Source organism: Fontimonas sp. FW305-C-3 (assembly GCF_058783185.1).
The window spans coordinates 746,825-773,502 of the sequence record NZ_JBYSYK010000002.1 but is presented as its reverse complement, the minus strand read 5'-3'; the positions used below and the strand labels follow the sequence as shown (position 1 = coordinate 773,502).

32 protein-coding genes and 1 tRNA gene are annotated in these 26,678 nt (G+C 64.5%); 7 read left to right on the top strand and 26 right to left on the bottom strand.

The annotated features are described in order from the left end of the window. Window positions 1-154: 154 nt before the first annotated feature. Window positions 155-3,262: a phospholipid carrier-dependent glycosyltransferase gene (locus AC3WUF_RS09880; protein ID WP_492424975.1), complete on the bottom strand. Its 3,108-nt coding sequence runs from the start codon at window positions 3,260-3,262 to the stop codon at window positions 155-157. On the opposite strand from AC3WUF_RS09880, the gene AC3WUF_RS09875 reads away from it, so the two are divergent. Both AC3WUF_RS09875 and AC3WUF_RS09870 read left to right on the top strand, forming a co-directional pair. Continuing rightward, entirely contained in the window at window positions 3,252-3,800 is a 549-nt protein-coding gene (locus tag AC3WUF_RS09875) for a GtrA family protein (RefSeq protein WP_492424973.1), read from the top strand. The two genes, AC3WUF_RS09880 and AC3WUF_RS09875, sit on opposite strands and share 11 nt — an antisense overlap. After that, a complete protein-coding gene (locus AC3WUF_RS09870) occupies window positions 3,778-4,770 on the top strand; it encodes a glycosyltransferase family 2 protein (protein WP_492424971.1) in 993 nt (330 codons plus the stop codon). Before AC3WUF_RS09875 ends, AC3WUF_RS09870 begins: the two co-directional genes overlap by 23 nt. Here AC3WUF_RS09870 and AC3WUF_RS09865 read toward each other — a convergent pair. Beyond that, window positions 4,728-6,605: a DUF2298 domain-containing protein gene (locus tag AC3WUF_RS09865; protein ID WP_492424969.1), complete on the bottom strand. Its 1,878-nt coding sequence runs from the start codon at window positions 6,603-6,605 to the stop codon at window positions 4,728-4,730. The genes AC3WUF_RS09870 and AC3WUF_RS09865 overlap by 43 nt on opposite strands. A gap of 55 nt (window positions 6,606-6,660) precedes the next feature. On the opposite strand from AC3WUF_RS09865, the gene AC3WUF_RS09860 reads away from it, so the two are divergent. Further along, window positions 6,661-9,429, top strand: a complete 2,769-nt coding sequence (locus AC3WUF_RS09860) for a PD-(D/E)XK nuclease family protein (protein ID WP_492424967.1) — start codon at window positions 6,661-6,663, stop codon at window positions 9,427-9,429. Next, complete coding sequence (locus tag AC3WUF_RS09855; RefSeq protein WP_492424965.1) at window positions 9,426-12,815, top strand: UvrD-helicase domain-containing protein; 3,390 nt, start codon at window positions 9,426-9,428, stop codon at window positions 12,813-12,815. Before AC3WUF_RS09860 ends, AC3WUF_RS09855 begins: the two co-directional genes overlap by 4 nt. A gap of 60 nt (window positions 12,816-12,875) precedes the next feature. On the opposite strand, the gene fdxA is transcribed toward AC3WUF_RS09855, so the two are convergent. Then, entirely contained in the window at window positions 12,876-13,199 is a 324-nt protein-coding gene (fdxA, locus tag AC3WUF_RS09850; protein ID WP_492424963.1) for a ferredoxin FdxA, read from the bottom strand. Window positions 13,200-13,269: 70 nt separating this feature from the next. Then, the gene (locus tag AC3WUF_RS09845; RefSeq protein WP_492424961.1) at window positions 13,270-13,848 is read right to left on the bottom strand and encodes an NUDIX hydrolase; all 579 of its coding nucleotides are present in this window, start codon (window positions 13,846-13,848) and stop codon (window positions 13,270-13,272) included. A 241-nt stretch (window positions 13,849-14,089) separates the two neighbouring features. On the opposite strand from AC3WUF_RS09845, the gene AC3WUF_RS09840 reads away from it, so the two are divergent. The 3 genes from AC3WUF_RS09840 to AC3WUF_RS09830 all read left to right on the top strand — a co-directional run bounded on the left by AC3WUF_RS09840 (window position 14,090) and on the right by AC3WUF_RS09830 (window position 16,265). Next, window positions 14,090-14,986 (top strand): hypothetical protein, encoded by an 897-nt coding sequence (locus AC3WUF_RS09840; RefSeq protein ID WP_492424959.1) that lies wholly within the window; start codon window positions 14,090-14,092, stop codon window positions 14,984-14,986. 64 nt (window positions 14,987-15,050) lie between these two features. Then, window positions 15,051-15,137, top strand: a tRNA-Leu gene (locus tag AC3WUF_RS09835). A 156-nt stretch (window positions 15,138-15,293) separates the two neighbouring features. Further along, window positions 15,294-16,265, top strand: coding sequence for a tyrosine-type recombinase/integrase (locus AC3WUF_RS09830; RefSeq protein ID WP_492424957.1), 972 nt, complete (start codon window positions 15,294-15,296; stop codon window positions 16,263-16,265). On the opposite strand, the gene AC3WUF_RS09825 is transcribed toward AC3WUF_RS09830, so the two are convergent. The 22 genes from AC3WUF_RS09825 to AC3WUF_RS09720 all read right to left on the bottom strand — a co-directional run. Further along, window positions 16,246-16,437, bottom strand: a complete 192-nt coding sequence (locus AC3WUF_RS09825; protein ID WP_492424955.1) for a helix-turn-helix transcriptional regulator — start codon at window positions 16,435-16,437, stop codon at window positions 16,246-16,248. The two genes, AC3WUF_RS09830 and AC3WUF_RS09825, sit on opposite strands and share 20 nt — an antisense overlap. Continuing rightward, a complete protein-coding gene (locus AC3WUF_RS09820; protein WP_492424953.1) occupies window positions 16,438-16,950 on the bottom strand; it encodes a twin-arginine translocation signal domain-containing protein in 513 nt (170 codons plus the stop codon). Further along, window positions 16,950-17,183, bottom strand: coding sequence for a hypothetical protein (locus AC3WUF_RS09815; RefSeq protein ID WP_492424951.1), 234 nt, complete (start codon window positions 17,181-17,183; stop codon window positions 16,950-16,952). Before AC3WUF_RS09815 ends, AC3WUF_RS09820 begins: the two co-directional genes overlap by 1 nt. Further along, window positions 17,180-17,914: a hypothetical protein gene (locus tag AC3WUF_RS09810; protein ID WP_492424949.1), complete on the bottom strand. Its 735-nt coding sequence runs from the start codon at window positions 17,912-17,914 to the stop codon at window positions 17,180-17,182. The genes AC3WUF_RS09815 and AC3WUF_RS09810 overlap by 4 nt, the downstream gene beginning before the upstream one ends. An 11-nt stretch (window positions 17,915-17,925) precedes the next feature. Continuing rightward, window positions 17,926-18,537 carry an ASCH/PUA domain-containing protein gene (locus tag AC3WUF_RS09805; RefSeq protein WP_492424947.1) on the bottom strand — a complete coding sequence of 204 codons (612 nt, stop codon included), beginning with the start codon at window positions 18,535-18,537 and terminating at the stop codon, window positions 17,926-17,928. Beyond that, window positions 18,524-18,754 carry a hypothetical protein gene (locus tag AC3WUF_RS09800; protein ID WP_492424945.1) on the bottom strand — a complete coding sequence of 77 codons (231 nt, stop codon included), beginning with the start codon at window positions 18,752-18,754 and terminating at the stop codon, window positions 18,524-18,526. Before AC3WUF_RS09800 ends, AC3WUF_RS09805 begins: the two co-directional genes overlap by 14 nt. 10 nt (window positions 18,755-18,764) lie before the next feature. Then, the gene (locus AC3WUF_RS09795; protein WP_492424943.1) at window positions 18,765-19,061 is read right to left on the bottom strand and encodes a hypothetical protein; all 297 of its coding nucleotides are present in this window, start codon (window positions 19,059-19,061) and stop codon (window positions 18,765-18,767) included. Further along, window positions 19,058-19,516 (bottom strand): hypothetical protein, encoded by a 459-nt coding sequence (locus tag AC3WUF_RS09790; protein ID WP_492424941.1) that lies wholly within the window; start codon window positions 19,514-19,516, stop codon window positions 19,058-19,060. Before AC3WUF_RS09790 ends, AC3WUF_RS09795 begins: the two co-directional genes overlap by 4 nt. A gap of 196 nt (window positions 19,517-19,712) precedes the next feature. Next, a complete protein-coding gene (locus AC3WUF_RS09785; RefSeq protein WP_492424939.1) occupies window positions 19,713-20,066 on the bottom strand; it encodes a hypothetical protein in 354 nt (117 codons plus the stop codon). Window positions 20,067-20,306: 240 nt separating this feature from the next. Continuing rightward, window positions 20,307-20,825 (bottom strand): DUF1643 domain-containing protein, encoded by a 519-nt coding sequence (locus AC3WUF_RS09780; RefSeq protein ID WP_492424937.1) that lies wholly within the window; start codon window positions 20,823-20,825, stop codon window positions 20,307-20,309. Continuing rightward, complete coding sequence (locus AC3WUF_RS09775) at window positions 20,822-21,310, bottom strand: ClpX C4-type zinc finger protein (protein ID WP_492424936.1); 489 nt, start codon at window positions 21,308-21,310, stop codon at window positions 20,822-20,824. The genes AC3WUF_RS09780 and AC3WUF_RS09775 overlap by 4 nt, the downstream gene beginning before the upstream one ends. 199 nt (window positions 21,311-21,509) lie before the next feature. Next, window positions 21,510-21,770, bottom strand: coding sequence for a hypothetical protein (locus AC3WUF_RS09770; protein WP_492424934.1), 261 nt, complete (start codon window positions 21,768-21,770; stop codon window positions 21,510-21,512). Then, the gene (locus AC3WUF_RS09765) at window positions 21,758-22,657 is read right to left on the bottom strand and encodes a DNA cytosine methyltransferase (RefSeq protein ID WP_492424932.1); all 900 of its coding nucleotides are present in this window, start codon (window positions 22,655-22,657) and stop codon (window positions 21,758-21,760) included. The genes AC3WUF_RS09770 and AC3WUF_RS09765 overlap by 13 nt, the downstream gene beginning before the upstream one ends. Next, complete coding sequence (locus AC3WUF_RS09760) at window positions 22,635-22,832, bottom strand: hypothetical protein (RefSeq protein WP_492424930.1); 198 nt, start codon at window positions 22,830-22,832, stop codon at window positions 22,635-22,637. Before AC3WUF_RS09760 ends, AC3WUF_RS09765 begins: the two co-directional genes overlap by 23 nt. Beyond that, window positions 22,825-22,989 carry a hypothetical protein gene (locus AC3WUF_RS09755; protein WP_492424928.1) on the bottom strand — a complete coding sequence of 55 codons (165 nt, stop codon included), beginning with the start codon at window positions 22,987-22,989 and terminating at the stop codon, window positions 22,825-22,827. Before AC3WUF_RS09755 ends, AC3WUF_RS09760 begins: the two co-directional genes overlap by 8 nt. Then, window positions 22,986-23,699, bottom strand: coding sequence for a hypothetical protein (locus tag AC3WUF_RS09750; protein ID WP_492424926.1), 714 nt, complete (start codon window positions 23,697-23,699; stop codon window positions 22,986-22,988). Before AC3WUF_RS09750 ends, AC3WUF_RS09755 begins: the two co-directional genes overlap by 4 nt. A gap of 254 nt (window positions 23,700-23,953) precedes the next feature. After that, complete coding sequence (gene ssb, locus AC3WUF_RS09745) at window positions 23,954-24,370, bottom strand: single-stranded DNA-binding protein (RefSeq protein ID WP_492424924.1); 417 nt, start codon at window positions 24,368-24,370, stop codon at window positions 23,954-23,956. Next, window positions 24,370-25,203: a phage recombination protein Bet gene (gene bet, locus AC3WUF_RS09740; RefSeq protein ID WP_492424922.1), complete on the bottom strand. Its 834-nt coding sequence runs from the start codon at window positions 25,201-25,203 to the stop codon at window positions 24,370-24,372. The genes ssb and bet overlap by 1 nt, the downstream gene beginning before the upstream one ends. 14 nt (window positions 25,204-25,217) lie before the next feature. After that, window positions 25,218-25,373, bottom strand: a complete 156-nt coding sequence (locus tag AC3WUF_RS09735) for a hypothetical protein (RefSeq protein ID WP_492424920.1) — start codon at window positions 25,371-25,373, stop codon at window positions 25,218-25,220. 3 nt (window positions 25,374-25,376) lie between these two features. Further along, window positions 25,377-25,790: a hypothetical protein gene (locus AC3WUF_RS09730; protein ID WP_492424919.1), complete on the bottom strand. Its 414-nt coding sequence runs from the start codon at window positions 25,788-25,790 to the stop codon at window positions 25,377-25,379. A gap of 193 nt (window positions 25,791-25,983) precedes the next feature. Further along, window positions 25,984-26,325 (bottom strand): hypothetical protein, encoded by a 342-nt coding sequence (locus tag AC3WUF_RS09725; protein ID WP_492424917.1) that lies wholly within the window; start codon window positions 26,323-26,325, stop codon window positions 25,984-25,986. Beyond that, window positions 26,325-26,678 (bottom strand): YdhT family protein (locus tag AC3WUF_RS09720; protein WP_492424915.1); only part of this gene is annotated, 354 nt, incomplete at its 5' end. The genes AC3WUF_RS09720 and AC3WUF_RS09725, both read right to left, overlap by 1 nt.

Sequence of the window (26,678 nt, the reverse complement as noted above, 5' to 3'; positions counted from 1 at the left end):
GGACTGATGGAGCTACTTCATCATCCTGGCCCGGATGTCACGCCTAACAAAAAGCAGGTTTTGCGCTGGCGGCTCGGCCAGAGTGTCTGTGAAGTTCCTCGGAGGTCACTCGAAATATGAAACTCAAGTCATTGATTAAAAATAACTTAATAAATCAGAGCATCCACCAGGTCGGCAGCCAGCGCAGCGATTCGAACCAGGCCAACGGCGCCGGCTGACCCGAGATCGTCGGGTAGAACCAGCTGAACAGGGCGCCGGCGAACAGCAGCGTATACAGCGGCAGGTCGCGCAGGCGCGGGGTCTGCGACCACTGCATCAGCTCGCGGGTCAGCAGCAAAATCAGGATCAGCGCAGCGGGGTAATAGTGGTAGATGAAGGCAGCGCGGCTGACCATCGCCCACGGCAGGAACAGCGCAGCCCAGGCGATCAGCAGTGCCAGCTCTGCGCGTGAGTTGCTGCGCAGATTGCGCCAGCTCACGAGCACGATCGCGAGCAGGCCGCCCCACCAGATCAGCGGATTGCCGAGGATCGAGATCGCGGTGCGCGGCTCGCCTTCGCCGGTGAAGATCCACAGCGGCTTGAGCGTCAGCGGCCAGGTCCAGAACGCCGAGGCGAACGGATGCGAGTCCGTCAGCTGCGAGTGATAGTTGTAGATGTACTTCTGCGACTTGATGAACTCATGCCAGCCTTGCCCGCTCCACAGGGCCGGCGAGCCTTCCATGCAGCGCATGAACGGCAGATAGCTCAGCCAGTAGACCACTGCGGGCAGCAGGCCGAAGGCCAGCGCGGCGCCGGTCATTCGTGGCGCGTTGCTGCGCAGCCAGGCCGATGGCGTAGCCGCGCGCGTGCTGAGCAGGCTGGCCGCAAACAGCAGGAAGACGCCGATGCCGCCGTAGAACGCGCTCCATTTCACCGCGATGGCGGCGCCGAGAAAGCCGCCGGCGGCGAGCAGGCCGGGCGACAGTTTCCAGCCGTCGCGCCAGTCGGCATGCGCGCTGCGGATGAAGACGCGCCACATGAACAGGAAGCTCAGCAGCAGGTACAGGCCGAGCCAGCCGTCGATGGTGCCGTAGCGGCCGATCGTGAAGCGTGAAAATTCGAACAGGCCGAGTCCGCCCGCGAGCAGCAGGCCGCCAAGGCTGCCGGCGACCAGCCAGCCGCCCCAGGCCAGCACGCCGACCGTCAGCGCCGAGGCGATCACGCTCGAGACGCGCCAGCCGAACGGCGTCATGCCGAAGGCTTCGATGCTGGCCATGATCGGCCACTTGCCGAGCGGCGGATGGGTGTGGTCGTAGAGGCGGATCTTGTGGACGAACTCGTAGCCGGTGCGCGGGTGATAGATCTCGTCGAAGTAGGTGCCGCCCATGTAGCCGCGACCATGCAGCCAGTTCGCCGGCTCGTCGGTCAGCGCGCTGTAGTCGGCCGGCTCCAGGGGCTGTTCCGCGGCTTGCGGCGCATCGACGTTGACGACCTGGGCCGGCAGCAGCGCGGCGCCATCGAGCCCGAGCAGGCCGAGTTCGTTGATGCGCCAGTCCTTGCCGCTGGTGCGGAAGCGGTAGCGCGTCGACAGGCCAGGGTTGTCGAGCTTGATGTCGTAGAGGTGATAGAAGTCGTTGAATTCGCGTTCGGCGATGAGATCGACCCAGTTGCCGTTGTCTTCGCGCTGCAGGCTCAGTTTGGCCGGCGTGTTGACGTTGGCTTTTTCGCCGGCGTACAGAACCATGAAGCGCGCATCGACCGGTTCGTTGTACTGGTATTCGACCGTGAAGCCGTCGCCGACAATGCCGTGCACCGGATACTCGATCGCGCCGAGCCGATACAGGCCGATGCCGAGTGCCGCCGAGGTCAGGCCGATCAAGGCCAGCGTGTGACGCCGGCTCCAGCGGTCGCCCGCCGGCAGCTCGGGCTCCTTCCACTGCGGCCAGCGCGCGGACAGGCCGGCGCCGACACGCGCCAGCCATTCCGGCGCCAGCCAGTAGATCAGCGTCAGCAGCGTCGCGATCAGATTGAATGCGGAACTGATGCGGATGAACGCCGTGTCATGCGGCGCGATCGACTTCAGATCGATGTAATAGACGTAGACGTAGGCGATGTTGGCGAGCGCCGCGATCGTCCAGATCAGCATCAGCGGTATGCGTGCACGTAGCGGCGCGAGCAGCAGCGTGAACGGGATCAGCATGAAGATGTAGCGCTCATGCATCTTCGGCGCGAACATGAAGAACGCGATCGTTGCCAGCACGAAAGCCCAGGCGATGTGGCTGCCGCGCTTTGCCGGATCGGCCTGATTGCGCAGGCGCCAACCCGTCAGCAGCGCCAGTGCGGCGAGCAGTACGACCGTGAGCGCGATCGCCCAGCTCTGCGTGCGCAAGCCGAGCAGGCTGCCGACTTCGGTCTGCCAGTTGAGTCCGAACAGGGCCCAGATGTTGTAGGCGTTGACCGTGATGTAGTTGGGGTCGGTTGCCGCGCCGGAGCCGATGTACAGCGCGAGCAGCCATTCCGGCGGATGCGACCAAGCAAACGGCAACACCACCGCGGCATAGACCGCGCAGCCGCAGGCGATGGCAATCAATGCCAGGCGCGGACGCAGTTCGACGAGGATCGCCAGCAGGAACAAGCCGGCGTAGACCGCCCCCTGCGGCTTGAAGGCAACGGCCAGCGCGAGCATGGCCGCCGCGAGCGGCAGCCGCGCGCGGGTCCAGGCATCCCAGGCCAGCAGCATCAGCAGGCACAGCAGGCTGTCGGTCTGCCCCCACAGCGAGCTGATGAAGATCAGTGCGGGGTTGAGCCAGTAAAGGCTCGCGAGTCCCAGGGCGCGCCACGGCGAGCCCTCGCGCTGCAGGATGCGCAGCAGCATCCAGGCGCTCGCGATGTCCGCGAGCAGCATCGGCAGCTTGATCAGCGCCGTGAAATGCGTCGAGGTTTCCCAGCTCAGCCCGCGCGCAATCGCACCGATCGCGGCGAGCACGAACATGAACAGCGGGGGATGATCGGTATAGTGGCCGTCGCTGTAGACGCCGAGCAGATTCGCCGGATCCGACGCCGTGATCGCCCAGCTCTTGTAGGTTCCGGTATCGTAGTGAAAGCCGGTATCCCACAGGCTCGGCAGGCGCATCGCGATGCCGATCGCGAGCCAGGCGAGGATCTGCCAGCGGCCCAGCGCCGGCTGCGCCAGGCCAGGCGCAGGCTGCAGTTGTTTGCTGACGTGACCGGCGATGAGCAGGAAGCTGATGCCGTAAAGCGTGACGAGTGCGGTGGTATTCAACGCGAACCTGCTGGATGCGGTGGCGACGATATTGCGTGACGGGTGGACAGGAAACCTGCCCGGCAGCGCGAAGTTTACGTGCAAAATCAGACTTTCAGCGACGAACTTGAGCACTCTCTTGCAAGCTTCAGCGCAACCGCCGGGCCAAAGCGGGCGTCAGGGCCGGCTATGGCTGCAGATTCTGCTGTTCGGTGCCCTGAGCGGCGTCGGCACGGCGCTGCACTTTGCCGTGTTGTACGCGACGGTCGAGTGGCTGCGCCTGCCGGCCCTGGCGGGCTCCACGCTTGGCGCGGTCTGCGGGATGCTGTTCAATTATGTCGCGCATTACCACCTGACCTTCGTCAGTACCGTTGCCCACCGGCGGTCCCTGCCGCTGTTCCTTGCCGGCGGTGCCGTGTCGGTGGTGCTCAATCTGCTGCTGATGACGCTGTTGCTGGCGCTGGACCTGAACTATCTGCTGGCGCAGCTGCTGGCGACCCTGCTGGTCTTCATCTTCAATTTCCTCTACGCAAAATATGTCGCATTCCAGAACCAGTAGCCCGCCGACCGTCTGCGTCGTCGTCCCGGTCTACAACGAGGAAGCGGTGCTGCCCAAGCTCTGGCAGCGGCTGACGGCGGTTGCCGACGCGACGCCGGACTACGCATTCCGTTTCGTGTTCGTCGATGACGGCAGCCGCGACCGCAGCCACTCCGTGGTTGCCGCGATGGCGCTCGGCGACCCGCGCGTCACCGCCATCAAGCTGTCACGCAATTTCGGCAAGGAAGCGGCAATGACCGCCGGCCTCGATCACGCGCGGGCCGACTGGGTCGTCGTCATCGACGCCGATCTGCAGGACCCGCCCGAACTGATCCCCGACCTGCTCGCCAAGGCGCGCGAGGGTTACGACGTCGTCTACGCGCGGCGCCATGTGCGGCGCGGCGAAACCTGGCAGAAGAAATTCTTCGCCCATCTGTTCTACCGGCTGATGAGCGCGCTCAATCCGGAGTTCCAGATTCCTTCGGACACCGGCGACTATCGCGTGATGTCGGCGCGCGCGGTGCAGGCGGTCAATACGCTGCGCGAGTCGCATCGTTTCATGAAGGGCATTTTCGCCTGGGTCGGTTTCCCCAGTGCCGAGCTGCTCTACGACCGCGATCCGCGGCGCGGCGGCGCGTCGAAGTTCAATTTCCTCAAGCTGATGAATCTCGCGATCGACGGCATCACGTCGTTCTCCACGGCGCCGCTGCGCATCGCGACCTACATGGGCCTCATCGTCTCGGTCATCGCTTTCCTGTTCGCGATCGTCATCGTCGTCAAGACGCTGATCCATGGCGATCCGGTCGCCGGCTTCCCGACGCTGGTGACCAGCATCCTGTTCATCGGCGGCGTGCAGCTGCTATGCCTGGGCATCATCGGCGAGTACGTCGGCCGCATCTACGGCGAGTCTAAGCAGCGCCCCCTGTATCTGGTCGAGCAGCGGGTCAGTCAGGAAGGCTCGCCGGAGCAGGGCGCGTTCCAGGAAAAATAACCGCTGACGGGTATGCCGTCGCCGCCGCCCAGGCGGACGAACTGGAACAGCGGCGTCAGCGTCGCGCTGTGACGTTGCAGCGTGGCCTCGTCCCAGCCCAGGCCGCTGTCGATCAGCACATAACGCACGCCGGCCGCGAGCAGCGTCGCGGTCTGCGGATTGGCGAACCACTGCTGGCCCTGTTTGAAGCGCGCCTGCGCTGCCGGGCTCCAGGCACCGATCTGGCTCAGGTGCGAAGTCCAGCCGCTGAGCGTGGGCCAGCCGAGCAGCGTGGAAACCAGCGGAATCTGGCTGTAGGCCTGCGAAGTCTGATGCTCCAGCGTCGTGCCGGCGCAGCGCAGGCTTAACGCCGTATACATCTCGCGCTGTTCGGCTTCCGGCAGCATGCCTTGCGGCTGCAGCGTCCAGTTGCGCTCGGCGGAGGGCTTGCGCACCGACGGCAGGATCGAGTCCCACAGCTGCGCCGCGGCGAGACACAGCAGCGGCGCCAGCACGACCGGATACAGCCAGCGCCGATTGCTGCGGCTGGCCTGGTGGAGCAGGACCGCAGTCCAGCCGGCGAGGGCGAAACTGCCGACCTTGAGCACGCCATTGAAACGCTCGTAACGATCGCCATACGGATCGTCGAGCAGCAGGACTTCCAGACCGACGACCATCGCGACAAACCACAGCACGAGCACCCAGCGCACCCGCACCCCGGCGCCGAGCATCAGCAAGGCGGTCAGCGCGAACAAGGGGCCCCACACGGTCAGCAGCAGCGCCAACGTGGAACGCTGATCCGCACTGAGCCAGCGCAGTCCGACCGAGCCGGTCTGCAGCTGCAGCTGCATCAGCATCGGGCTCAGCAGCGACAGCGTCGCCACGGCGCCCAGCAGCACCCAGGCGGCCGACCGAAGTGCCAGCGGCCGCGACAGCGCATACAGACCGAGCACGCCGAAGCAGGGCAGCGTCCAGGGATTGATGACGAAGGACAGTGGAATCGCACTGCCGGCGATCAGGCGGCCGAAGCGCGGCAAGGGTTCGTCGTCGCCGTGCTCCGCCGATCCGAGCAGGGCGGACAGCACCAGCGCCAGCAGCAGGAAGGTGAACACCGGCGGGTGCAGATCGCCGAGCGAACCGAGGATGTGTGCGAGCCCTTCGACCGGATAGGCATAGCCGCGGATGACGTCGGCCAGAAATCCCGAAGGCGGCGCGACATTGGTCCACTCGGTCAGCCGTACATGCGACATGCCGCGCAGGTGGCCGGCGATCTCGACGAAATGGCCGGCAATCACCGCCGACAGCCCGGTGGCCGGGAACGTCGCGGTGAACGCCGCGAGTGCGCGCAGCACGAAAGGCCCGCGCAGCACGGCCCAGAAATTGGCGAACACGACGAGCGGAATCAGCAGCAACAGCAGCACGTAGCCCTGGCCGATCTCCAGGCCGAGCAGGCGCGTGTAGAACGCGACGACGTAGAAGCCGAAGTAGTAGTAGTGATCGACCCGCGCACCCGGATTCCACAGGTCCGCCGCCGGCCAGCTGTCGCTGCGCACCAGGCTGGCGACGTAATGCAGGTCGTAGATGTTCTCGCCGTAGGCGCCGAAGTTGTAGCCGGAGACGCGCAGCAGGTACCAGGCCAGCAGCAGCAGCGCGCAGGCCGCGATTGCGCGCGCCAGCGCAGCGGGATCGAAGGCGCCGGGCCGTGCGTCGAGCCGCCGCGGCAGCTGCACGCTCAGTACCAGCAGGACGCCGAGATCGACCGCGGCGACCAGCCAGCCGGACAGCCCGCACAGGCGCAGGGCGAGGTCCGTGGCTGGCAGCAGGAACAGGAAGACAAAAGACTGCCAGGCGATCATGCAGGACCGGTGTCGCGGCTAACGGCGGATGGTGGGCTCGGATTATGAGCCAAGAATGATTGAAACTAGCGCCTCGATGAACTTTCCGGCCACAGATTCGAGCGCCCTGTTCGAGCGCTTCGCCGCACTGCCCGCCACCCTGCCGGCGGACTGCGTCGTGCTGTGCGCCAGCCCGCGTCTGGCGACCTATCAGCAGGAACGCTACGCAGACTGGCAGGCGCAACGCGGCGTGACGGCCTGGGCCGCGGTGTCGATGACGACCGCGGAAGTCTTCATCCGTGAACTGGCCGCGCGCGCGGCGACTCAGCAGGCTTTCAGCGCGCCGCCGGCCGCCGGCAGTCTGAGCCCGGCCGAGACGGATCTGCTGTGGCGCATCGTTGTCGCCGAGGCGCGGACCGATTCGCCGTTGCTGCGCGAAGCCGATGCCGCAAGGCAGGCGGCCGAGGCCTGGAAGCTGGCTCAGGATTACGGGCTGAAGCTGCCGCTGGAGGCCGCCACGCCGGACGTCGAACGCTTCAATCAATGGGCGCGCAGCTACCGCGAACGCCTGCGCAAACTGCGGCGCCTGGATGCCGGCGATGTCTGGCAGTTGGTGATCGAGCAACTGGCCGCGGGTGCACTGAAGGCGCCGCGGCTGGTCGTGCTGGCCGGCTTCGAGCAGCCGCCTCCGCATCTTGCGGCCCTGGTTGCCGCGCTCGCGGCCGCGGGCAGCGAGGCCGTGATCTGGCAGGCGACACAGCATGTCGCACAGTGCCGGCGCGTCGCGGCCGCCAGCGCCGAGCAGGAGTTGCGCGCGGCGGCGCAGTGGCTGCGTGCGACGGCACTGGCGCGGCCCGATGCGCGGATCGGCGTCATCGTTCCGGATCTCGGTGCGCGGCGTGCCGATCTGTTGCGAGTGTTCGACGAAATCCTCTGTCCGCAACGCGACGCGCTCGCCGGCAGCGCGCAGGAGCGGCCCTACAACCTCAGCCTCGGTCAGGGCCTGGGCGAGGTCGGCATCGTCGCCGCCGCGCTCGATCTGCTGCGGCTGGTCGTCAGCGGGTTGAGTCTGGATCGCGCGACGGCGCTGCTGTGCACGCCGTACTGGGGCGACAGCGCGGACGATGTGCTCGCCCGCGCCGACGTCGATCGGCAGCTGCGCGAAGAGGCCGACTGGCAGATCGGTGTAGCAGTGCTGCGTCAGCGTGCTTGGCGCCATCCCGCGCTGGTCGCGCAGCTGGATCGCCTCGCGTCGGCGAGTGCGCAACGCGACCGCACCGACGCGGGCACCTGGGCCGAGCGCTTCAATCATTGGCTCGGCGCGGCAGCCTGGCCGGGGCCGCGCACGCTCGACAGCGCCGAATACCAGGCGCTCGAAGTCTGGCGCGAGCTGCTGCACGAGCTGGGTCGCGTCGGCCGCGTGTTGGGCAAGGTGCCGGCTTCCGGTGCGCTGATGCAACTGCAGCAGCTGGTTTCGCGGCGGGTCTTCCAGCCGCAGACGCCGCCGGTCAAGGTGCAGGTGCTCGGCGCGCTGGAAGCCAAAGGCATGGACTTCGATGCCTTGTGGGTGCTCGGTCTCGACGACCAGCACTGGCCGCCGACCGGCCGGCCGAATCCCTTCATTCCGTTCGCGCTGCAGCGCAGCCTGGCGATGCCGCACGCATCGACGGCGCAGGAACTCGAATGGGCGCAACGCTGCACGGAGCAATGGCGCCGCGCCGCGCCGCAGGTGACTTTCAGCTGGCCGGCTACCGATGGCGATCAGACGTTGCAGGCGAGTCCGCTGATCGCCGACATCGTCGAGGAGACGGTCGACGCCGTACCGGCCTTGCCGCAGTCATGGCTGCGAAGTGCACGGAGCGGCAGTCTGATCAAGTTGGCGGATGCCTATGCACCGCCGCCGGATAGAACGATTGCCGTGCCGGGTGGCGCACGCCTGATCGGCGACCAGGCGCGTTGCCCGTTCCGCGCCAACGCGACGCATCGGCTCGGCGCTCAACGCTGGCCTGATCCTGGCTACGGGCCGAGCCTGCCGGATCGCGGCCACCTGCTGCATCGCGCGCTGGAACGGCTGTGGCGCGAACTGAAAGACCACGCGGGTCTGGTCGCACTCGATGCGGAAACCTTGGCGGCACGGGTGCAGGCTTGCGTCGAACAGACCGTGCAGGAGTTGGCGCAGCGTGCGCCGCAGCGGCTGACGCCGGCCTTCCAGCAGCTTGAGGCTCAGCGCCTGAGCGCGCGCATTCTCGAGTGGTTGGCGCTGGAGGCGCAGCGCGTGCCGTTCACGGTGGTCCAGCTCGAAGGCGCGAGTCCGGATGACGATGCCCCGCCAATGCGGACGCCGTTCGCGTTCGGCGACATCCTGCTGAGCCTGCGCGCGGATCGCATCGATCGCATCGAAGGCGGCGGCCATCTGGTGCTCGACTACAAGTCCGGTGCGCGCAAGAAGGCGCCGTGGGCCGATGGCCGGCCGGAGGAGCCGCAGCTGCTGCTGTATGGGCTGCTGCAGCCGGACGTCGATGCGGTGAGCTTTGCCTATCTCGATGCCGGCCGGCTCGGCTTCGAGGGCGTTGCCGCGCGGGAGGATCTCGCGCCGGGGCTGAAGTCCCTCGCACAGCATCGCGACATGCGCGATGTCGAGAACTGGAATGCGCTGCTGGGCCAATGGCGCGGCCGGCTGGAAACGCTCGCCGGCGAAGTCGCGCGCGGCCTCGCCAGCGTCACGCCGAAGAATGTGCAGCAGTCCTGCCGCGACTGTCATCTGCAGGCCGCTTGCCGCATCAACGAAGTGGCCGACACCGCCGCCGACGATGGCGACGACGAGTTCGCGGAGGCCTCGCCATGAGCGAGCTTGCGCCCATCGCGGATGCCGCCGAGCGCCGCGCCGCCCTCGATCCGCGGAGCAGCTTCATCATTCAGGCGCCGGCCGGGTCGGGCAAGACCGAGCTGCTGACCCAGCGCCTGCTGGTCCTGCTGGCGACGGCCGACGAGCCCGAAGAAGTCGTCGCGATGACCTTCACGCGCAAGGCCGCGGCCGAGATGCGCCACCGCGTCTATGTCGCGATCTGCGCGGCCGACGGACCGGAGCCCGCGGAGCCGCACGCGCGCCAGACCTGGACGCTGGCCGGCGCCGTGCTGCGCCGCTCGCGCGAACGCGGCTGGCGTTTGCAGGACAGCCCGCAGCGTCTGCGCGTGCTGACCATCGATGCGCTGTGCGCGCAGATCACCCAGCAGTCGCCGTTGACCGCCGGCTTCGGTGGCCGCGTCGAGGTCACCGATGCCGCCGAGCCGCTGTATCGCGAGGCCGCGCGCGCGGTGCTGGCGACGCTGGAGAGCGAAGGCGAACATGCCGCCGCGGTGCGCCGCGTGCTGCAGCATTTCGACAATCGCGCCGATCTGCTGGAGGCGCAGCTGGTCGGCCTGCTCGGCCGTCGCGATCAATGGCTGGGTCTCGTCACCCGCGACCGTCGCGCCGAGCGACCGCGCGCGGTGCTTGAAGCCACGCTCGACTGGGTCGTCCGCGATGCGCTTGCGCAGCTGTCGCAGGCGGTGCCCGCGGCGCTCGCCGAACAATGGATCGAATCGGCGGCCTGGGCCGCGGTCAATCTCTGCCCGGAAGATCCGGCGCATCCGCTGCAGCAGCTGAGCCGCGGCGGCTGGCCCCTGCCGCTGCCGGCGGCACTGCCGCAATGGCAGGCACTGGTGCAGCTGGTGCTCAAGGCCGACGACGACTGGCGCGCCAGCGTCACCAAGAACAATGGCTTTCCAGCGGGCAAGGGCGAGCACGCGCAGCGCAAGGAAGCGCATCTGGCGTTGATCGAGCGTCTTGCCGCCGAGCCTGGTTTGCTCGCGCGTTTGCAGTCGTTGCGCCTGCTGCCATCGCCGCAGTACGCCGATGCGCAGTGGGCGGTGCTCGAAGCGCTGCTCGATACGCTGCTGCTCGCCGCCGCGCATCTGCGCCTGGTGTTCGCCGAGCACGGCGCCGTCGATTTCGCCGAGATCGCTGCGCAAGCGATCGTCGCGCTGGGCGGTGCCAGCGATCCCAGCGAGCTCGCGCTGCGCCTCGATTATCAAATCCGCCATCTGCTGATCGACGAATTCCAGGACACTTCGGAATTGCAGTGGCGGCTGCTGCTGCAGCTGACGGCGGGCTGGGTCGATGACGGCAGCCGCACGCTGTTCGTCGTCGGCGATCCGATGCAGAGCATTTACCGTTTCCGCGAGGCCGATGTCGGGCTGTTCCTGCGGGCGCAGCGCGACGGCATCGGCGATCTGCAACTGACGCCGCTGAGCCTGAAGTGCAACTTCCGTTCGCAGGCCGGCATCGTCGACTGGGTCAACGATCACTTTGCCCAGGTGTTTCCCGCACAGGCCGATCTCAATCGCAGCGCAGTGCCGTACAGCGAGGCGATTGCGACGCGCTGCGCGGACGACGGGCCGGCGGTGACGCTGCATGCGCAGATCGATGCGTCGGCGGCCGACGAGGCGCAGCAGGTCGTCGAGATCGTCCGGCAGCGGCGACAGGCGCAGCCATCGAGCCGCATCGCCGTGCTGGTACGCGGCCGCGGTCATCTCGACGTGATCGCACCGGCGCTGCGCGCGGCCGGGATCGCTTATCGCGCGGTCGACATCGAGGCGCTGGCGCAGCGCCCGGTGATCGCCGACCTGCGCGCGCTGACCCGCGCGCTGCTGCAGCCGCTCGAGCGCAGCGCCTGGCTCGCCGTGCTGCGCGCGCCGTGGTGCGGACTCAAGCTGGCCGACCTGAATGTGCTGTGCGATCAACTGCCGCGCCAGCAGAGCCTGCTGGCCGCGCTGCGCGATCCGCAGCGCCTGCAGCGGCTGAGCGCCGATGCGCAACAACGCCTCGCCGTGCCGCTCGCGGTCATCGAGCGGGCTTACGCAGTGCAGGGGCGCGAGCCGCTGCGGCGCTGGGTCGAAGCCGTGTGGCTGGCGCTTGGCGGCCCTGCCTGCGTCGATCAGCCCACTGCGCTGGCCGATGCCGCGACGTTCTTCGAGTGCCTGCAGAACATCGCGCCGGGCGCCTTGCTCGACGACCTGACGCAGCTCGATCTCGCGCTCGGCAAGCTCAAGGCGGCGCCGGAGCAGGGCGACGACAGCGTCGTCAGCCTGATGACGATCCACAAATCCAAGGGGCTCGAATTCGATGTCGTCATCGTGCCGGCGCTCGGCCGCGGCACGCGTTCGGACGACCGGCCGCCGATCGTCTGGGCGCACCTGACCGACGTGCAGGGCGAGAACCGTCTGCTGCTGGCGCCGGTGCAGGCGCGCGGCGACGAGGCCGATGCCTGCTTCGAATTCGTTCGCAGCATCGAGGCCGAGAAGCAGGCCTATGAAGATGGCCGCCTGCTGTACGTCGCGGCAACGCGTGCGCGCCAGCAGTTGCACCTGTTCGCGTCCGTGCGCGCGAGCACGAAGGAGAATCAGCTGCAGCTGCCGCCGTCGCGCAGCCTGCTCGCGCGCCTGTGGCCGGCGGTCGAAGCCGAGTTCGCGGGTCTCGCGCCGCCGCCGGCAGCGGTCACGCCGGCAATCACCGCGGAAACCGGCCTCGAGGCGCCGCCGCTGCGCCGGCTGCAGGACTGGCAGGCGCCCGAGCGCGAAGCCGGACTGCCGCCGCCAGCGCCGTTGCGCGCGGTTGCCAACGAGGAACTGCGTTTCGACTGGTCCGGCGAGACGGCGCGCTGCATCGGCGTCGTCTATCACCGCTGGGTCGAGGCGCTGGCGCAGACCGGTGTCGCCGGCTGGGATGCGGCGCGCTGCATGCAGATGAGCGGCGCGATTGCCGAGGATCTGCTGCGCGAAGGCGTGCCGGAAGCGCGCAGCGCGGCGGCTGCAGAACGCGTGGTGCGCGCGCTGCAGCACACGATTGGCGACGAGCGCGGCCGCTGGCTGTTCGATCCGCTGCACAGCGAAGCGGCGAGCGAGCTGGCGCTGAGCGTCATCGTCGACGGCCAGGCGCGCCGCCATGTGCTGGACCGGACCTTTGTCGATGCCGACGGAATACGCTGGATCGTCGACTTCAAGACCAGCAGCCATGAGGGTGCCGATCTGGCTGGCTTCGTCGCGCAGGAGCAGCAGAGATACGCGCCGCAGCTGGCGAACTACTGCGCGATCATGCGGCGCCTGGACCAGCGCCCGGTCCGCGCTGCGCTGTATCTGCCCTTGATCGACGACCCGGCGCTGCGCTGGGTGCCGTTGCCGGACATTCCCTGAGCCCACAAAAAAGCGCGGCACCCATGACAGGTGCCGCGCCGTATTCGATGCCGCAGCCGCCTAGCGTTCGAGCAGGTCCAGCTTGCCCGGCTTGCCGTCCCACTCCTTGGCGCCTTCGACTGCGTCCTTGCGCTCGGTGATGACCGGCCACAGCTTGGTCAGCTCGGCGTTGAGTTCCTTGAACTGCGCCTGGGCTTCCGGCAGATCGTCTTCCGCAAAAATCGCCTCGGCCGGGCATTCCGGCTCGCACAGCGTGCAGTCGATGCATTCTTCCGGATCAATCACCAGAAAATTCGGACCTTCGTGAAAGCAATCCACCGGACAGACTTCCACGCAATCGGTGTACTTGCACTTGATGCAGTTTTCGGTGACGACAAAAGTCATGGTTCTCTAAGCCAGTCCGGTAAAACGAGGGCGCATTTTATGGAAGCGCCACCCAAAAGTCTTCACGCATTCAGACGGCATCAGCTGCCGCTGGTCGGCGCGGGCGGAAGCTCAGGTCCATCGCATGGGTCTGGAACTGGCCGGCGCTGCGGTCGGCGAAGAACTGCTTGAGGCTGTGGAAGATCGTCGGGAAGGCGATTTCGTCCCAGGGAATCTCGTCCTCGCGCATCAGGCGGACCTCCGAGCTTTCCGGCGTCGGGCCGAATTCGGCCGACTGCAGGCGTCCGCAATGGACCATGTAGACCTGACTGACGTAGGGCACGCTGATGACCATCAGCAGCTGGCCGACCTCGACCTTTGCCAGCGACTCCTCCTCGGCCTCGCGCGCGGCGCCGGCGGCGGTGGTCTCGCCCTGCTCGAGGAAGCCGGCCGGGAAGGTCCACAGGCCCAGGCGCGGCTCGATATTGCGCTTGCACATGAGAATGCGGCCGTCTTGCCACTCGGGAATGACGCCGACGATGACCTTGGGATTCTGGTACTGGATGTGGCCGCAGGACGGGCACACATGGCGCGGCAGGTGATCGCCCGCCGGAATCCGGTGCTCGACCGTCTGGCCACAGGCGTTGCAGTACTGGATGGGAGGGAGCATGGAGTCGATCAGGAAGGTCGATCAGGGTCCGGGCGCGGCGCGCCCGCACTATACCGGCTTGGCCGCGGGATGAAGCGATCTCGGTGGATTTGAGGGTCAAAATCGACGAACATCCGCCCGATGTGTTGCGTTTGCACCGATCAACAAATTACCGTGCAGCTCAAGCAGCGATGACTGCGCAGACTACCGTGCCGGAGATTGGGGGATGTATATGAAGAAGCTCGGCGTTTTGATCCTTTTGATGTTGGCCGCAGGCCCGGTTGCAGCCCAGGACGAGGCCGCGGCAACGCCCGGTTTCGGCACCGAAGAACCCGCGGCCGCGGACGCCGCGGGCGAAGCCGCCGACGCGACGGCTGAAGCCGGCGATGCGGCAGCCGCCGGGGCGACCGAAGCTGCCGATGCAGCCACCGATGCAGCCGCCGAGGCCGCTACCGAAGGCGCTGAAGCGGCTGCCGAGGCCACTGCCGAAGCGACGGCTGAAGCCGAAGCTGGCGCCGCGGAAGCCGCAGCGGCGGTTGCCGAAGAAGTGCCTGCCGATGCTGCGACCGCCGAGGCCGTGGTGGTCGAGGAGACCGTCGAGGTTGAAGCCGTCTCCGAAGTGGCCGAATCCGAGGAGGCGCCAGCCGATACCGCCGCGGACGAGTCCGATCCCTGGGAACTGTATGTCGGCACCGACTACGTCTGGACCCAGGCGAAGTTCAGCAAGGACAGCCTGAAGACCGAATTCGGCGGTGAGGATTTCGATTCCAGCATGGTCCGCGCCCGCCTCGGCGTGCGCCTGTTCCAGAAGATCGGGTTCGAAGTCCACATCGGTGCCGGCACCGACGACACCAGCGATCTCGAAGCCGACGAATACAGCACCGAAGAATTCTACGGCGCCTATCTGGTGCCGACCGGCGTGCTGTTCGACCTGTTCGAGGTCGGCGCGGCGATCGGCGTTGCGCAGACCAAGCTGGAAACCGCGACCGGGTCGGAAACCCTCAGCGGCGTCAGCTTCGGCGTCAATCTCGAAGTGCCGGTCTACACCAGCGATGCGGTCGAACTGCGTCTCGGTGGCGGCGGCACGATGTTCCGCGCGCAGAACTCGGCGCAGATTTCGGGCTATTTCGCTGGCCTGCGCGTCGATTTCCGCATCTGATTGGCGGCTATCGATTCCACCGGACTGGCGGGTCGGCGGGCGCTCTATATAATGCGCGTCCTGCGCCGGAGTGGTGGAATTGGTAGACGCAGCGGACTCAAAATCCGCCGCCCTTAAAAGCGTGTGGGTTCGAGTCCCACCTCCGGCACCACCCCTAGTTCCCCGCCTGCTCCCGCACACATCCGTTAGCGGTAAATATCGGGATAACTCAGGGGGTTGGCGGGGATCGGCGGCACCGGCTGTAGCCCGCCTGTTCCCGCTCATGGCCTAATCCCGCCTGTCTGACTACGCCAAGGGTACGCCAAGCATGGCGACGTACAGGAAACGCGGGGACCGCTGGCGCGCTGAAGTCGTCGTCAGGGGCAAGCGGGAATCTGCCAGCTTCAACACCAAGACAGCGGCCCAGGTATGGGCCAAGCGCCGTGAAGACGAGATCCGGGGCGGCTCTGTCTCGTCTGACACGCTGGCCGAAGGGCTGAAGAAGTACGCCAAGGAAGTAACGCCATCGAAGCGCGGCAGGCAATGGGAGGAAGTGCGCCTGCTCAAGATCGCCCGCGAGATTGAATGCGCTCATCAGCCGATGAGCACGATCACGGCAACTGATCTGGCCGACTGGCGCGACACTCGGCTCAAGGCCGTCAAGCCCGGCTCCGTGCTGCGCGAGATGGGCCTGCTGTCGTCGGTATTCGAGCATGCCCGCCGCGAGTGGCGCTGGGTGCGCTCCAATCCAATGCGGGATGTACGCCGGCCTGCTGCGCCTGCGCCTCGGATCATGCGCATCAGCGAGGCCGATGCTGACGCTTTGTTCAAGCGGTGGGGCTACGTTCGGGGAATCAAACCGCAGACGCGCTCTCAGATCGTCGCCGCGGCTTTCGACTTCGCGCTGGAAACAGGGATGCGCGCCGGGGAAATCCTGGCGCTGCGCGGCGATCGCATCTTCCTCTCGCAGCACTTCGTCAGGATCGACAAGAGCAAGACGGGGCCGGGGAGGGACGTTCCGCTGACTGAGCGTGCTGTGTCGATCCTCGACTCTCTGGACAAGGCCGTCCCGTTCCCGATGAACGGCGCTCAGCTGGACGCTCTGTTCCGCAAGATGCGCCGCGAAGTGGGCGGGCAATACACGTTCCACGACACGCGACACGAGGCAATCACGCGCCTGGCCCGTATTCTCGACGTCCGCGATCTGGCGCGCATGGTCGGCCACTCGAATCTGTCCGAGCTGCTGACCTATTACAACCCGACCGCGACAGAGTTGGCATCTAGGCTGCGCGGCGGGTGAGGTAGCGCACAACGTCTTGCGCGAGCCAGAGCTTACGCCGACCGCCTGCTGCGACTGGCGGCGGGAACCCCTGCTGGTGGACTCGGTGATTTAGAACGGTCTTCGTCGACACGCCGATGTAACCGGCGATCTTCTGCGCGTCCCAGAGTTCTGGCGGATTGAATTCGGTCATCTACCCCTCCTTCCCCTGCGCAGGCCAAGGACAATCCGGTTCGACAAAAAGCCCTGGATACTTAGCGAATGTTTCGACATTGACATCGCTTATGAATCCGTTGAATAGATTGGTTGGCGTGTGAGGCAGCATTTGAGTCAGCATTGCCTCCGGCGCCCGCGCCACTTCACTTGTGATTCTGTAAGAATCAACAAGGAATTCTTCGCATTCGGCAATATCGACACCAACAAGCTGGGGGAGATAGTTGACCGCTTCCCTTAGCAGAGTCGGCGCGTAGTTTCTGATCAGCCGGTGGGATTCGACAACCTCTACAGCGTTGACGTAGAACTTGAACCCGCCGTTGATCCTTGAAACCGCGATGTGATCCCACGGCCCCTGTGTGGCTAAAGGCGCGCAGAATCCTTCGACGGTAAAGTCCATGAGCGATGCGGACTCGGCCAATGGGGCTGGCAATGCCGCTGCCGCAGCCGCGCCCAAGGCCAATTTCATAAATTCTCTGCGGGATACTTTCATTAGACCTTCCCCTGCGCAGGCGCTGCTGAGAGCATGGCTGCGCGGTAATCGTTCCAGCCCCGGTTGTAGCTGTCCTCGTCACCCGCGCCATCGCTGGGCGACTTCGCTGCTGGAATAGCCGCCTGCCGACGAACAAGCTGCCTCATGGCGGTAAAGACCTGGGCGGCGTTCATCTGATTGGCGGCGATCTGATCTTCGATGTCGCTCATCGCGCTGCGGATGGAATTGCTCATGACCCATCCCCCTCCTTGCGCACCTGCTGAGGGGTGGGGGAGGCGGCTTCCCGGCCCAGCCGCTCGATCTCGGCGACGATCAATGCGCCGGCCTTGACCAGCTCACGGCGGCGGTCGTCGCTGAACTTCGGCACCCAGCCAAGCGGCGTCATTGCTTCAGCGAACGTCTTACCATAGCCCGTCTCTTTCGCCGGCCATTCGCGGGCTGCTGGCGGCATCGCATAGACGGCAGCAAACGCGGCAATCTCGCCACTCGGGTGCGCGTCGTCATGCTCCGGCGTCCAGCCCTTCGTTTCGATCTGCCGGCGGCGCTCGGCTGCAATCGCCTTCAGCGCATCCGGCACGCCGACAGCGGGCGCAGGGTGGGTGTAGAGCTTGAAGTTGCAGGCCATCGGAATTGGCTTGTCCGAGTGGTCGTACACAATGCGACCTTCATGCTCGACCGGAACGCAGAACACCGTGGTTGCAGGGACAGTCTTTGGCAGATCGTCCGCAATGCGATACAGCTCCAGCGAGTGATCTGCGCGCTCCACTTGCAGGGCGATCTGACGAATCCGCGAAGCAAGGCGCTCTGAATTGCAGTCCCTCACCACCTCCCCCTGCGCGGCTGCGATAGCGGCAAGGCGATTCATTAGATCGCGGACAGGCTGCGCTGCATGCCCAGCACCAATCTGGTCGTAACCTCGGCAAAGCTGCATTCCATCCGCGATCACCTTCTCAACACTATCCATCGCTCTGCTCCTTAGTAGTCGCCGGTTTCAAAATCGTCGGGGAGCGAATCGAATCCGGGCAGGGTTTTCAATTCACGCTGCCCATCGCTCTGCACCTTGATCGCCCCGTGCTGCGGCACATACCTCGCGTAGAACGGATCGAGCCCGAGAACGCACATGCTTTCCGGCAGGCCCCAACTCCCACCATCGGTCATGTATACGATCTGTCGGTAATGCTCTCTGCCGCTAAAAATCTTGACCTCTGGGCACCACTCACACAGGTGCAATCGATCACCGACTTTGAAGTCCCGGTCGTTCTGGCGGATTTCATATGGCTTGCGACCTTCGACTAAGTCGTTGTAATACTTCGGCCAGACCTTCAACTTGTGAGTCGTTCGAATAGAAAGAGGGGGGTCAAACTCAAACGGCTTGCCGCCGGCATGCAACCACGGTCCGAGTGCTTCCCGAACACTGGGAAGGTGTCTGGCCGTGGCCGACTCCAACTGAATTGCGACATCGCGAACCGCCGCCGGAAAGATGGCGCCAAATCCTCTTTGGGCAATGTCCCGCAGATGTTCACCAGCAAGCTGAACAACTTCCAGAATACTCTGTGCCTGCCGGCATTTATCTTCAAAGAACAACATCGCTCTGCTCCTGCGTCGGTTTGTGTCCGGAAACTTGCAGCTGCCTGCCGTCCTCCAAGCTGATCACTGCAAGGGATTCGTCGCCGTGCCCGCAGCATGAAGCTACGGTCTTGAGGTTCGCTGCATTGAGCGCAGCGACGATGTCTGCAATGCAGTAGTCAATTCCTTGTGTGCGGCCATTCAGCGGCATCGGAACCTGACAACGGTACTCGCCCATCGGCGTGCATTTAGTTGGTTTTGGTAGCATCGCTCTGCTCCGGCAAATCCTTCGTGGTGAGGGCGTAGACGTGCACTCCATAGGGGATGCTCAGATGACCAACTACATCCCCAGAGTCGTTTGTAAGGTTGATGCGCTTCAACGGCCCCTTCGCCAGCGCCTCGCGCAGTTCGCGCAGGGTGGCGAGGTCAGCAACGCACAAGCTCTCACGATGATCAGTCGCGCAGGCGCCGGCCCGAATCATTCGCTCGTTCTCTCGAATCGCCCGCTCCAGAGCCTTCACCACGTCCTCGGTGGAGTGGGTCATGGGGCGACCTCGACGTATTCTGTGTGAGGCGTGTACGGGAATGTGACGTTGACGCGGCTGTCGGAATTCGTGTATCCGGCGCCATCCGCGCCCCGGAAGACCTTGCCGTCGATGTCATAGGCTTGGCCGTTCTCTTTGAACACACGGCCGCAACGGTTGTTCTGGAAGATGCCGTGTCCGACCTCGACCCATTCGTCATCGGTGCCGAGTAGCGGCCCCAGCGGTTCGTAGCGCAGAAGTTTCTCGATCTGCGACGTTGCGTAGCTGGCACTAAATCCGCTGTGGCCCTGCGTCGAGAACACATGGATAAGCTCCAGCACGCAGCGGTTCATGTCGAACTGCATGTCGTCTGCTGCCTGGGACTTCGGTAGCTCGCGCTCAGCGTGCGCATACAGGTCGCCGGTCGGGCGACGCAGAATGCGCCAGCACAGATTCAGCTTGTTGATCAGATTCATCTCACTTCTCCCTCATCATTGCGGGTGGCGGTCGGTGGTTGGGGTGGGGCGCGAAAGTAGTGAGGCCGGTTGTCGTAGTCGCATTCGGTGCATTCCCAGCCGGTATCAAGAAACGTGGAGCCGCAGCGCAGGCAGAACTCCCGGTCCTGATCGACGCCATCGATGTAAATCCTTTCGACAGACGTTGGGGCGCTCATCACCCTTCCCCCTTCTGCACGGGGTTGAGGGCGGCACGGGCGGCTTCGAGCAATGCCCCTGTGTCGGGACCGCCGCAATGATCGTTCTCGGCCAGAGGCAGGATGCCGCGCAACGCTCCTTCCAGAACCTTCACCCTCTCCCGCATCCGCTCAAGCTCTGCGGACTGGTGGGCGATGGTGGAAAGCGCGGTGATGGCCGTGTCGATAGCGCGCCCGACACGCGCAGGATCGCCTCGCTGCGCCGTGTCATCACCGCGCCGCCAGCGGTTGTGGTCGATCAGGATGTCTCTGGCATCGATATCAGACATCCTTGCCACAACATCCGCATCCGGGGCATGGGTGGGGTTGGTCATCTCAGAAAACTCCCTTATGGCCGTCCCAGCCGGCTTCGCTTTCGGTGGCGGCATAGTTGTGAAGGCTGTCCTTGTAGCCATAGCCGGACTGCTCCCATACACGGCCACGGTTCAAGCGCTTCTCTCGCTTTGATGCGGCGCAGGACTTGCTACATGACCTCGCCCAGCCACGCTTACGGTCGGCAACGCGAGCCGTGAACATCACGCCGCACCTACATTTCACTTCAACTGTTGCGCCGCTCATACCTTCCCCTCTCCGGTGGATTGATGGCTCTGGAGGGCGGCTGGGGGCATCCAAAGCTGCGGAGTCAGATCGCCTTTCAGATACAGCGGGTGCGACGGATGGCCGTCCTTTGTCAGTTTGAGGTAGTGCAGGCGCGGAATCATCGAGCGCACTGCGGCAGCGCGGCCAAGGTGTTCGCCATGCGCGCCCCATGCTGCAACGACGAGCCCGCAGCATGCCGACAGCTTCATAAGCGTTTCATCGTTCTCGCTGCCAACAGGGTCGGCGGCGCGCTTCATTTCCTTTGGATCAGTTGCGCGCAATGCGAACAGGTTTGTCATCACCAGTCCGCTAAATCCCCAGGACTTAGCGAAGCCGATGCAACGCCGAATGGTCGGGTCATCGTTCGTCTCGTCCGCCGTGCTCGGATTGAGGCCAATGAACATCACATCGATGCCGGGAACGCGCGCGCTGCCGGCCCACCAGCGGGTCAGCGAATAGCGGTAAGTGCGACAAGGGCTGAATGCAGCGCTCATTCCCCCTTCTCCTTCGCCTGCACGGCAGAGAGGGCGGCGTCGATAGCGGCAATAAACGAATGCGCCCACGGCAGCCGGACTAATAGGACCCATCTGCCATCTGCTGAAAACGATTCCACATTGGTGCGTAACTCAAGGGCTCGCCACCGCGCCGCATCCTTCGCCATGCGCGACAGCTGCTCGATGATCGTGACATCGCCGCCGTCTGGCGGGTCCATGTAGTAGGGGCCGGGCAGCACGTCAGACATAGCCCGCTCCAACTCCCCAATCCGCTTCGCCTGCTCTGCAATCAGGGAGGCCATTTCGACTGCGCGACACGGATGCTTCCCAGCGAGCATGATGTCCTCGCAGACGCCGACGCACTCATTGCAGATGCAGACGCCTTCCTCGCTGCGAACCATCGCCGGAACATCATTCGACGACTTGCAGCAGTAGTGGCAATGCATCTCCAGATTCATCGCTACCTTTGCGGATAGGTCGGTCATGCCTCAATCTCCATCTGCGGCGTCGGAGCACTCGTTGCAAAGTCAGAGCGCAGGCGACGGAAGCCGGGTGGGGTTTCGCGTACCAATCGAATGCCGCGAAGGAAAGCAGCCCGGCTCTGCTTCGTGTGACCGCCTCGCTCGCGGATCAGCGCGTCCATTACGTCTAGGGCGGTTTCGAGGTCGGCGCGGTGAGTGGGGGTCATGCGGCTTCATCCATTTGCGAGTCTCCGCACAAGTTCAACAATTGCTGCCGCAGCGCAGAGCGGTACAACGCCATTTCCGATTGCGCGAAGCTGCTCAGTTCGGGATGTGTCCACCAGCAGGGAATGCCCATCAACCAGCATCCGAACGCCGGGTTCAGTCGCCGGGGCGAGCCAGGGCCATCGTTCGAGGATTGCTGCCCACCGTGGATCGTCTGGGCCTGGGGCGAATAGGCCACGAAGTTGGCTAGCTGATCCATGTGCTTCCTGCCCCCCAGTGACCATGCAGTGCTGCTCCGAATTCGCGCCCTTCATGTCGCGTGCCGCCGGCGTCGGCCACATTGCTACAACCTCCGCCAGGTACAGAGGCACCGTGTTCTGGTTCGCGTTGCGCTTCCGGAAGTCCGCGCATTTCTGCATCGTCTCTTCGTCGCGGACGCGATTCACCGCGGTTGGGGTCGGCCAGGTCGCGGCCTGCTCGCCAATGTTCTGTCCGAATCGCCCGTTGCTGTAAGTCGCCGTGTTGCAGTCCGGCGTAGCCCACGATGAACAGCCGCTCGCGCTGATGCGAAGCGCCAACGGCTGCCGCGGATAGGCACGCCCATTCCGCAGCGAACCCCAGCGAGGCAAGATCGCCGATGCAGGCATCGAGTCCTCCTGTAGAAGCGAGGCCTGGGACGTTCTCCAAGATGACGAACTCGGGTCCCACATCGCGAATGATCCGAACGATGTCGGGCCATATCCAGCGATCGTCTTCGAGGCCTTTGCCTTTCCCGGCAACGCTATGCGGCTGGCAGGGGAAACCGGCAGTGATGCAATCCACGCGTCCGCGCCAATCTGCGCCTCTGAAGGTGACAAGGTCAGACCAGATAGGCGCTGAGTCGATGAGGCCCGCTTCCATAAGCGTGACAAGCTGGCTGGCTGCAGGGATTTCCCTTTCGACGTAGCAGACAGTGCGAAAGTCGAATCCGAGTAGGTCGAATGCAGCTCGCGCACCTTCGTCGAGCATGGCGACTCCGGAGCACAGGCTGATGTTGGCGATGGAACGTGAAGCCACATTCACATCGCTCCCCGCTTGAACTTTTCCTTGATGCGCCGAGCCTGGCGCCGTTCGCGTTTCTTGCTCATGGCTTCCACGCTCCGGCATGGATGTTGAAGTCGCGCAGTTCGCGCTTGAGCTTCGCCAGCAGATGGCTCGGCACATGGCGCAGACGGCCTTCGAGTAACTGAGCCATCGTGCCTGCAGAGTTGTCAGCGGCGCGGTTGAACTCCTTGGCCTCGTACAGCGCTCGACGCATCAGGTCGTGTGCGTTCTCAGACATGACTCATCTCCAAAAGATCATCCAGCCCCAACACCTCCTGCTGCGGCACTTCCTTGATCTCGCGCAGGAGCGATTCGGCGCAGGAGAGGTGGAACGGTTCGCCGTCTACGGGGAGGGACGGGCCGGTGATGGGTAGGTTGCAGTTCGGGCAATTCATGCGGCTTTCCGCTCTGGCTCGGCGGCGGCTTTCTTGCCGTTACCCATGTAGGCCCACTCGGGCAGCTTGGCGGTAGCGATGTCACGCATCGGCATCACGAGGCCAATCATCTCGACGCCATCGGGCTGTGATCCGCCCGGCATCATGTAGATAGACCCCGAGCCTTCCTCTGCGGTGTCACTTGCGCGCGACGACCAGACTCGCACGCCGTTGTACTTGCCGAAACTCAGCGCCTTGGTCATGTCTGCCAGATAGGCGGGATTCAGAAACATCTTGGTCGACGCAGCGATCTGCTCCGGGCAAATCACCTTCTGCCAGTCTGGGAACTTCCCGACGATGCGCGGAGCAAGCTGAGTGGCAATGATCTGCTTGGTCAGGTCCGAACGGTGCAGCGCGAGATAGTGGCTGTCCTGAAACGGCGCTTCCGTGACAAGCATCCGATCAGACTCGCCGATCTTCTTGAAGGAGCTGCGCGCTACACCGATGATCATTGACTCGGTGCATTTGCCCTTCTTGTCGATGCCAACGATCATCCGATGCCCATCGGTTCCGATGACCGCGGCGCCCAGAGGATGGGGCTGAATCGCCACGCCTTCGAGGTAGTAGCGAACATCACGCTTGGCGCAGACCAAGGCGATGCGATCAACCATGTTCAGATTTACGTCAGCCAGCACGCCTTCGATATGCGGCGTCTCGATTTGCTTTTTCATGCGGCTTGCTCCATCAATCTCATGTAAGGCGCGATCTGGTCATCTCTCCGACGAACCAGTACGCGCCGCTCGAATGAACCCACCTCCATCCCCGCCAGTCGCTCGGCCAGATCGATCGCGATCCGAAAGTCGCGGACGAACTAAGCGACGTTGCCTGACTCGTCCAATCGCTCTGCTGCGTGCAGGAACGCATCGCAGACTTCGCGTGATTCAGAGCCAGTGAGGGCGTCGGAGATGAGGCGGGCGGTCACTGGTCAGAACCCAATGTCCGAATCGTCGAACGGAGCATCTGCCGCTGCGGCAGGCGCAGCGCGTGACGGCGAACCGCCGTCCTGCTTGCCGTCAAGCATCTGCATTTCGTTGACATGGATCTCGGTCGTGTACTTGTCCGCGCCGGTCGCCTTGTCCTGCCACTTGCGGGTGCGGATCGACCCCTCGATGTAGACCTTGCTGCCCTTGCGCAGGTACTGCGCGGCGATCTCGCCCAGCCGGTTGTGGAACACGAGCGAGTGCCATTCGGTACGTTCCTGCTGCTGGCCGTCCTTGTCCTTCCAGGAATCGGAAGTCGCCAGCGTGGCGTTCGTGACACTGCCGCCACTGGGGAAGGAGCGTGTCTCGGGGTCTTTGCCGAGGTTGCCGATCAAGATGACCTTGTTTACGCCGCGAGCCATTACTGAGCCTCCACGACGACAGCCGTTTCGATGTTGCCGTTAGCCAGTCGGAACTCGCTGGTCTTCATCACCTCGCGTTCCTGCGTGGTGAACGGCCCGCCCTTCGTCGGAGCGACCCACAGAGATTGCTGTTCTTCCATGTCGAGTTCGGCCCAGGCTTCGGAGGCCCGCGACAGATCGCCTCTGGCAATGCCATCCTTGATGGCCTTGATCGAATCGGCGTGCGCGAGAATCGCCTGAGTCAGCGTCTTGCGTTCTTCCTTTTCGGCCTTCGCATCAAGGGGCGCGGCATCAGCTTCGATGATCCGCTGCGCCTCGTCCTCGTCGTAGATGCCAGCGAAGCCGAACGCGATGCGGGCGCACTGGATCAGTGTCTTGTGACGCAGCATGCGGCGCGGGTGCGATTGCCACGGCTGGGTCTGCCGCTTGACCTCGGCCATGTACTCCGTGACTTTGATCGGATGCGCCCGGTCCTTGCGATGGATGATGCAGGTGCAGTACGTGCCTTCGGGGTCCGTCTCGAAATCAAGGCCGTCGAACTGGGCGTGCTCATTGATGATCCGCGACCAGCCATCTACGCCGACGACTGGAACGATCCCGCCCTTGTCCGGAAAGGCGAAGATTTCCTTCGTGAACGGATTCAGCTTGTACTGGTCGGCAACGATCAGCAGAGCCATCATCTGCTCGTTGGTGACCTCGACACCGCGCACGTTGAAGCAGGTTGCGCGTAGCGTGGCGAGAACCTTCGTCGGGTCCACGCCGTAGCGATTACCGAACCTGGACGTCAGTGACGGGCCTGCAGGCTGTGCCTGAATAGTTGCGACTGCACTCATCTGAATCTCCTGATCTATGCCGCCATCGGCGGCGGCGACTTGTCACGGTTGCGCACGGCGAGGAAGCCGAAGCGCGGAAGGGTCAGCCGGTATCCGGGGCGCAAGTGCAGATGCGCGTCGATCCCGCGGGTGCCGGCGGGGAAGTGGGGGCGGTAGCTGAGCGGGGGCATGGGCTAATCGCAAACAGTCGGCTTTGCCTTCTCGTCATGAGTCAGCAGGTGATGAATGCGATGGAACGTCCCGTCAGAGGTGATCGTGTAACGGGTTCGGCCATCGCGCTGGATCGTCTCTATGAAGCGATCGATCATCGGAGCCAGAGGCTCGGGGCACTGCGGCCGGTCATGTTTTCTGAAGTCCAACTGGAAGAAGTGATCTTTGGCTGTCTTGTATGACCACTTGGATGCTGCGCTGCAGGCCTTGCGGAAGGCGCCAAGGAATGCAGCCTCGGCGCGCATGTGCTGTGCGGAGTTCTTGGCATCGAGTGCAACAGCCCACTTCCGGCGGGCATTCAATGCGTCTATCAATGCCTCCTTGGACTTAAATTGAAGATTCATCGAAATCTCTCCTAAATGAATTTTGCGGACCATCACGCACCTCCGTTACGGCGAATTTGGTCTACAAGGTCAGTGCCGATCGCATCGCACTCCACGCGATCCCCGCTGCAGCCGCAGCGACGGTTGCCGCAGATCAGCGCGACGATCACGTAAGCGATGCAGAACAGGACGATGGCGACGAGAGCGATGCCTTCCGGCGTGCGGAATAGCTAGGCAAGGGCGGCGGTCATGCGTCGCCCGCCATGTCGAGCGCGATTGCTTCGGTCGAATCGTCAAGGCTGTCGCCAAGCGAGCTGATCAGGATGCGGCGCATCAGGTACGCGAGGTCGAAAGCGTTACCGTTGCGGATGTGATGCGCGATCAATGCGCAGTCACCGCGCGACACGTCTTCGCTCAGCGCATCGGCCACGATGTTCTCGCCGTTCTTGTCCAGCGCCCTGTCGAGCGCCTTGTGACGGGCGTCGTGGCCGTAGTCCGACATTGCCGATTTGGCCTTGACCTCGTGCGCCATGACAGCGGCGTCGTGGGCGGCTTCGTCAGAGGTGACTCGGCAGGCGAGGGCGCTCATTAGCGGACCTCCAAGAACTTGCCGTCGCCATCGAGGCAGTACGCGACGTTCGGCTTGATGCCGTTCTCGCCGACGTAGGCCACGGAGACTCGCGGACGATCTGCGTTGTGATCCCACCAGGCAAGGGCGATCGCGCCACCTTCAGCCGCCGATGCATGGCTGCCGCGGCCTGCGGAGATAACGGTGGACTTGGCCCCCGATGCAGCGAGGCGGCTGTCGTTGCCCGATGCAGCGAGGCGGCTGGCGTTGCCCGATGCAGCGAGGCGGCTGTCGTTGCCCGATGCAGCGAGGCGGCTGTCGTAGCCCGATGCAGCGAGGCGGCTGGCGTTGCCCGATGCAGCGAGGCGGCTGGC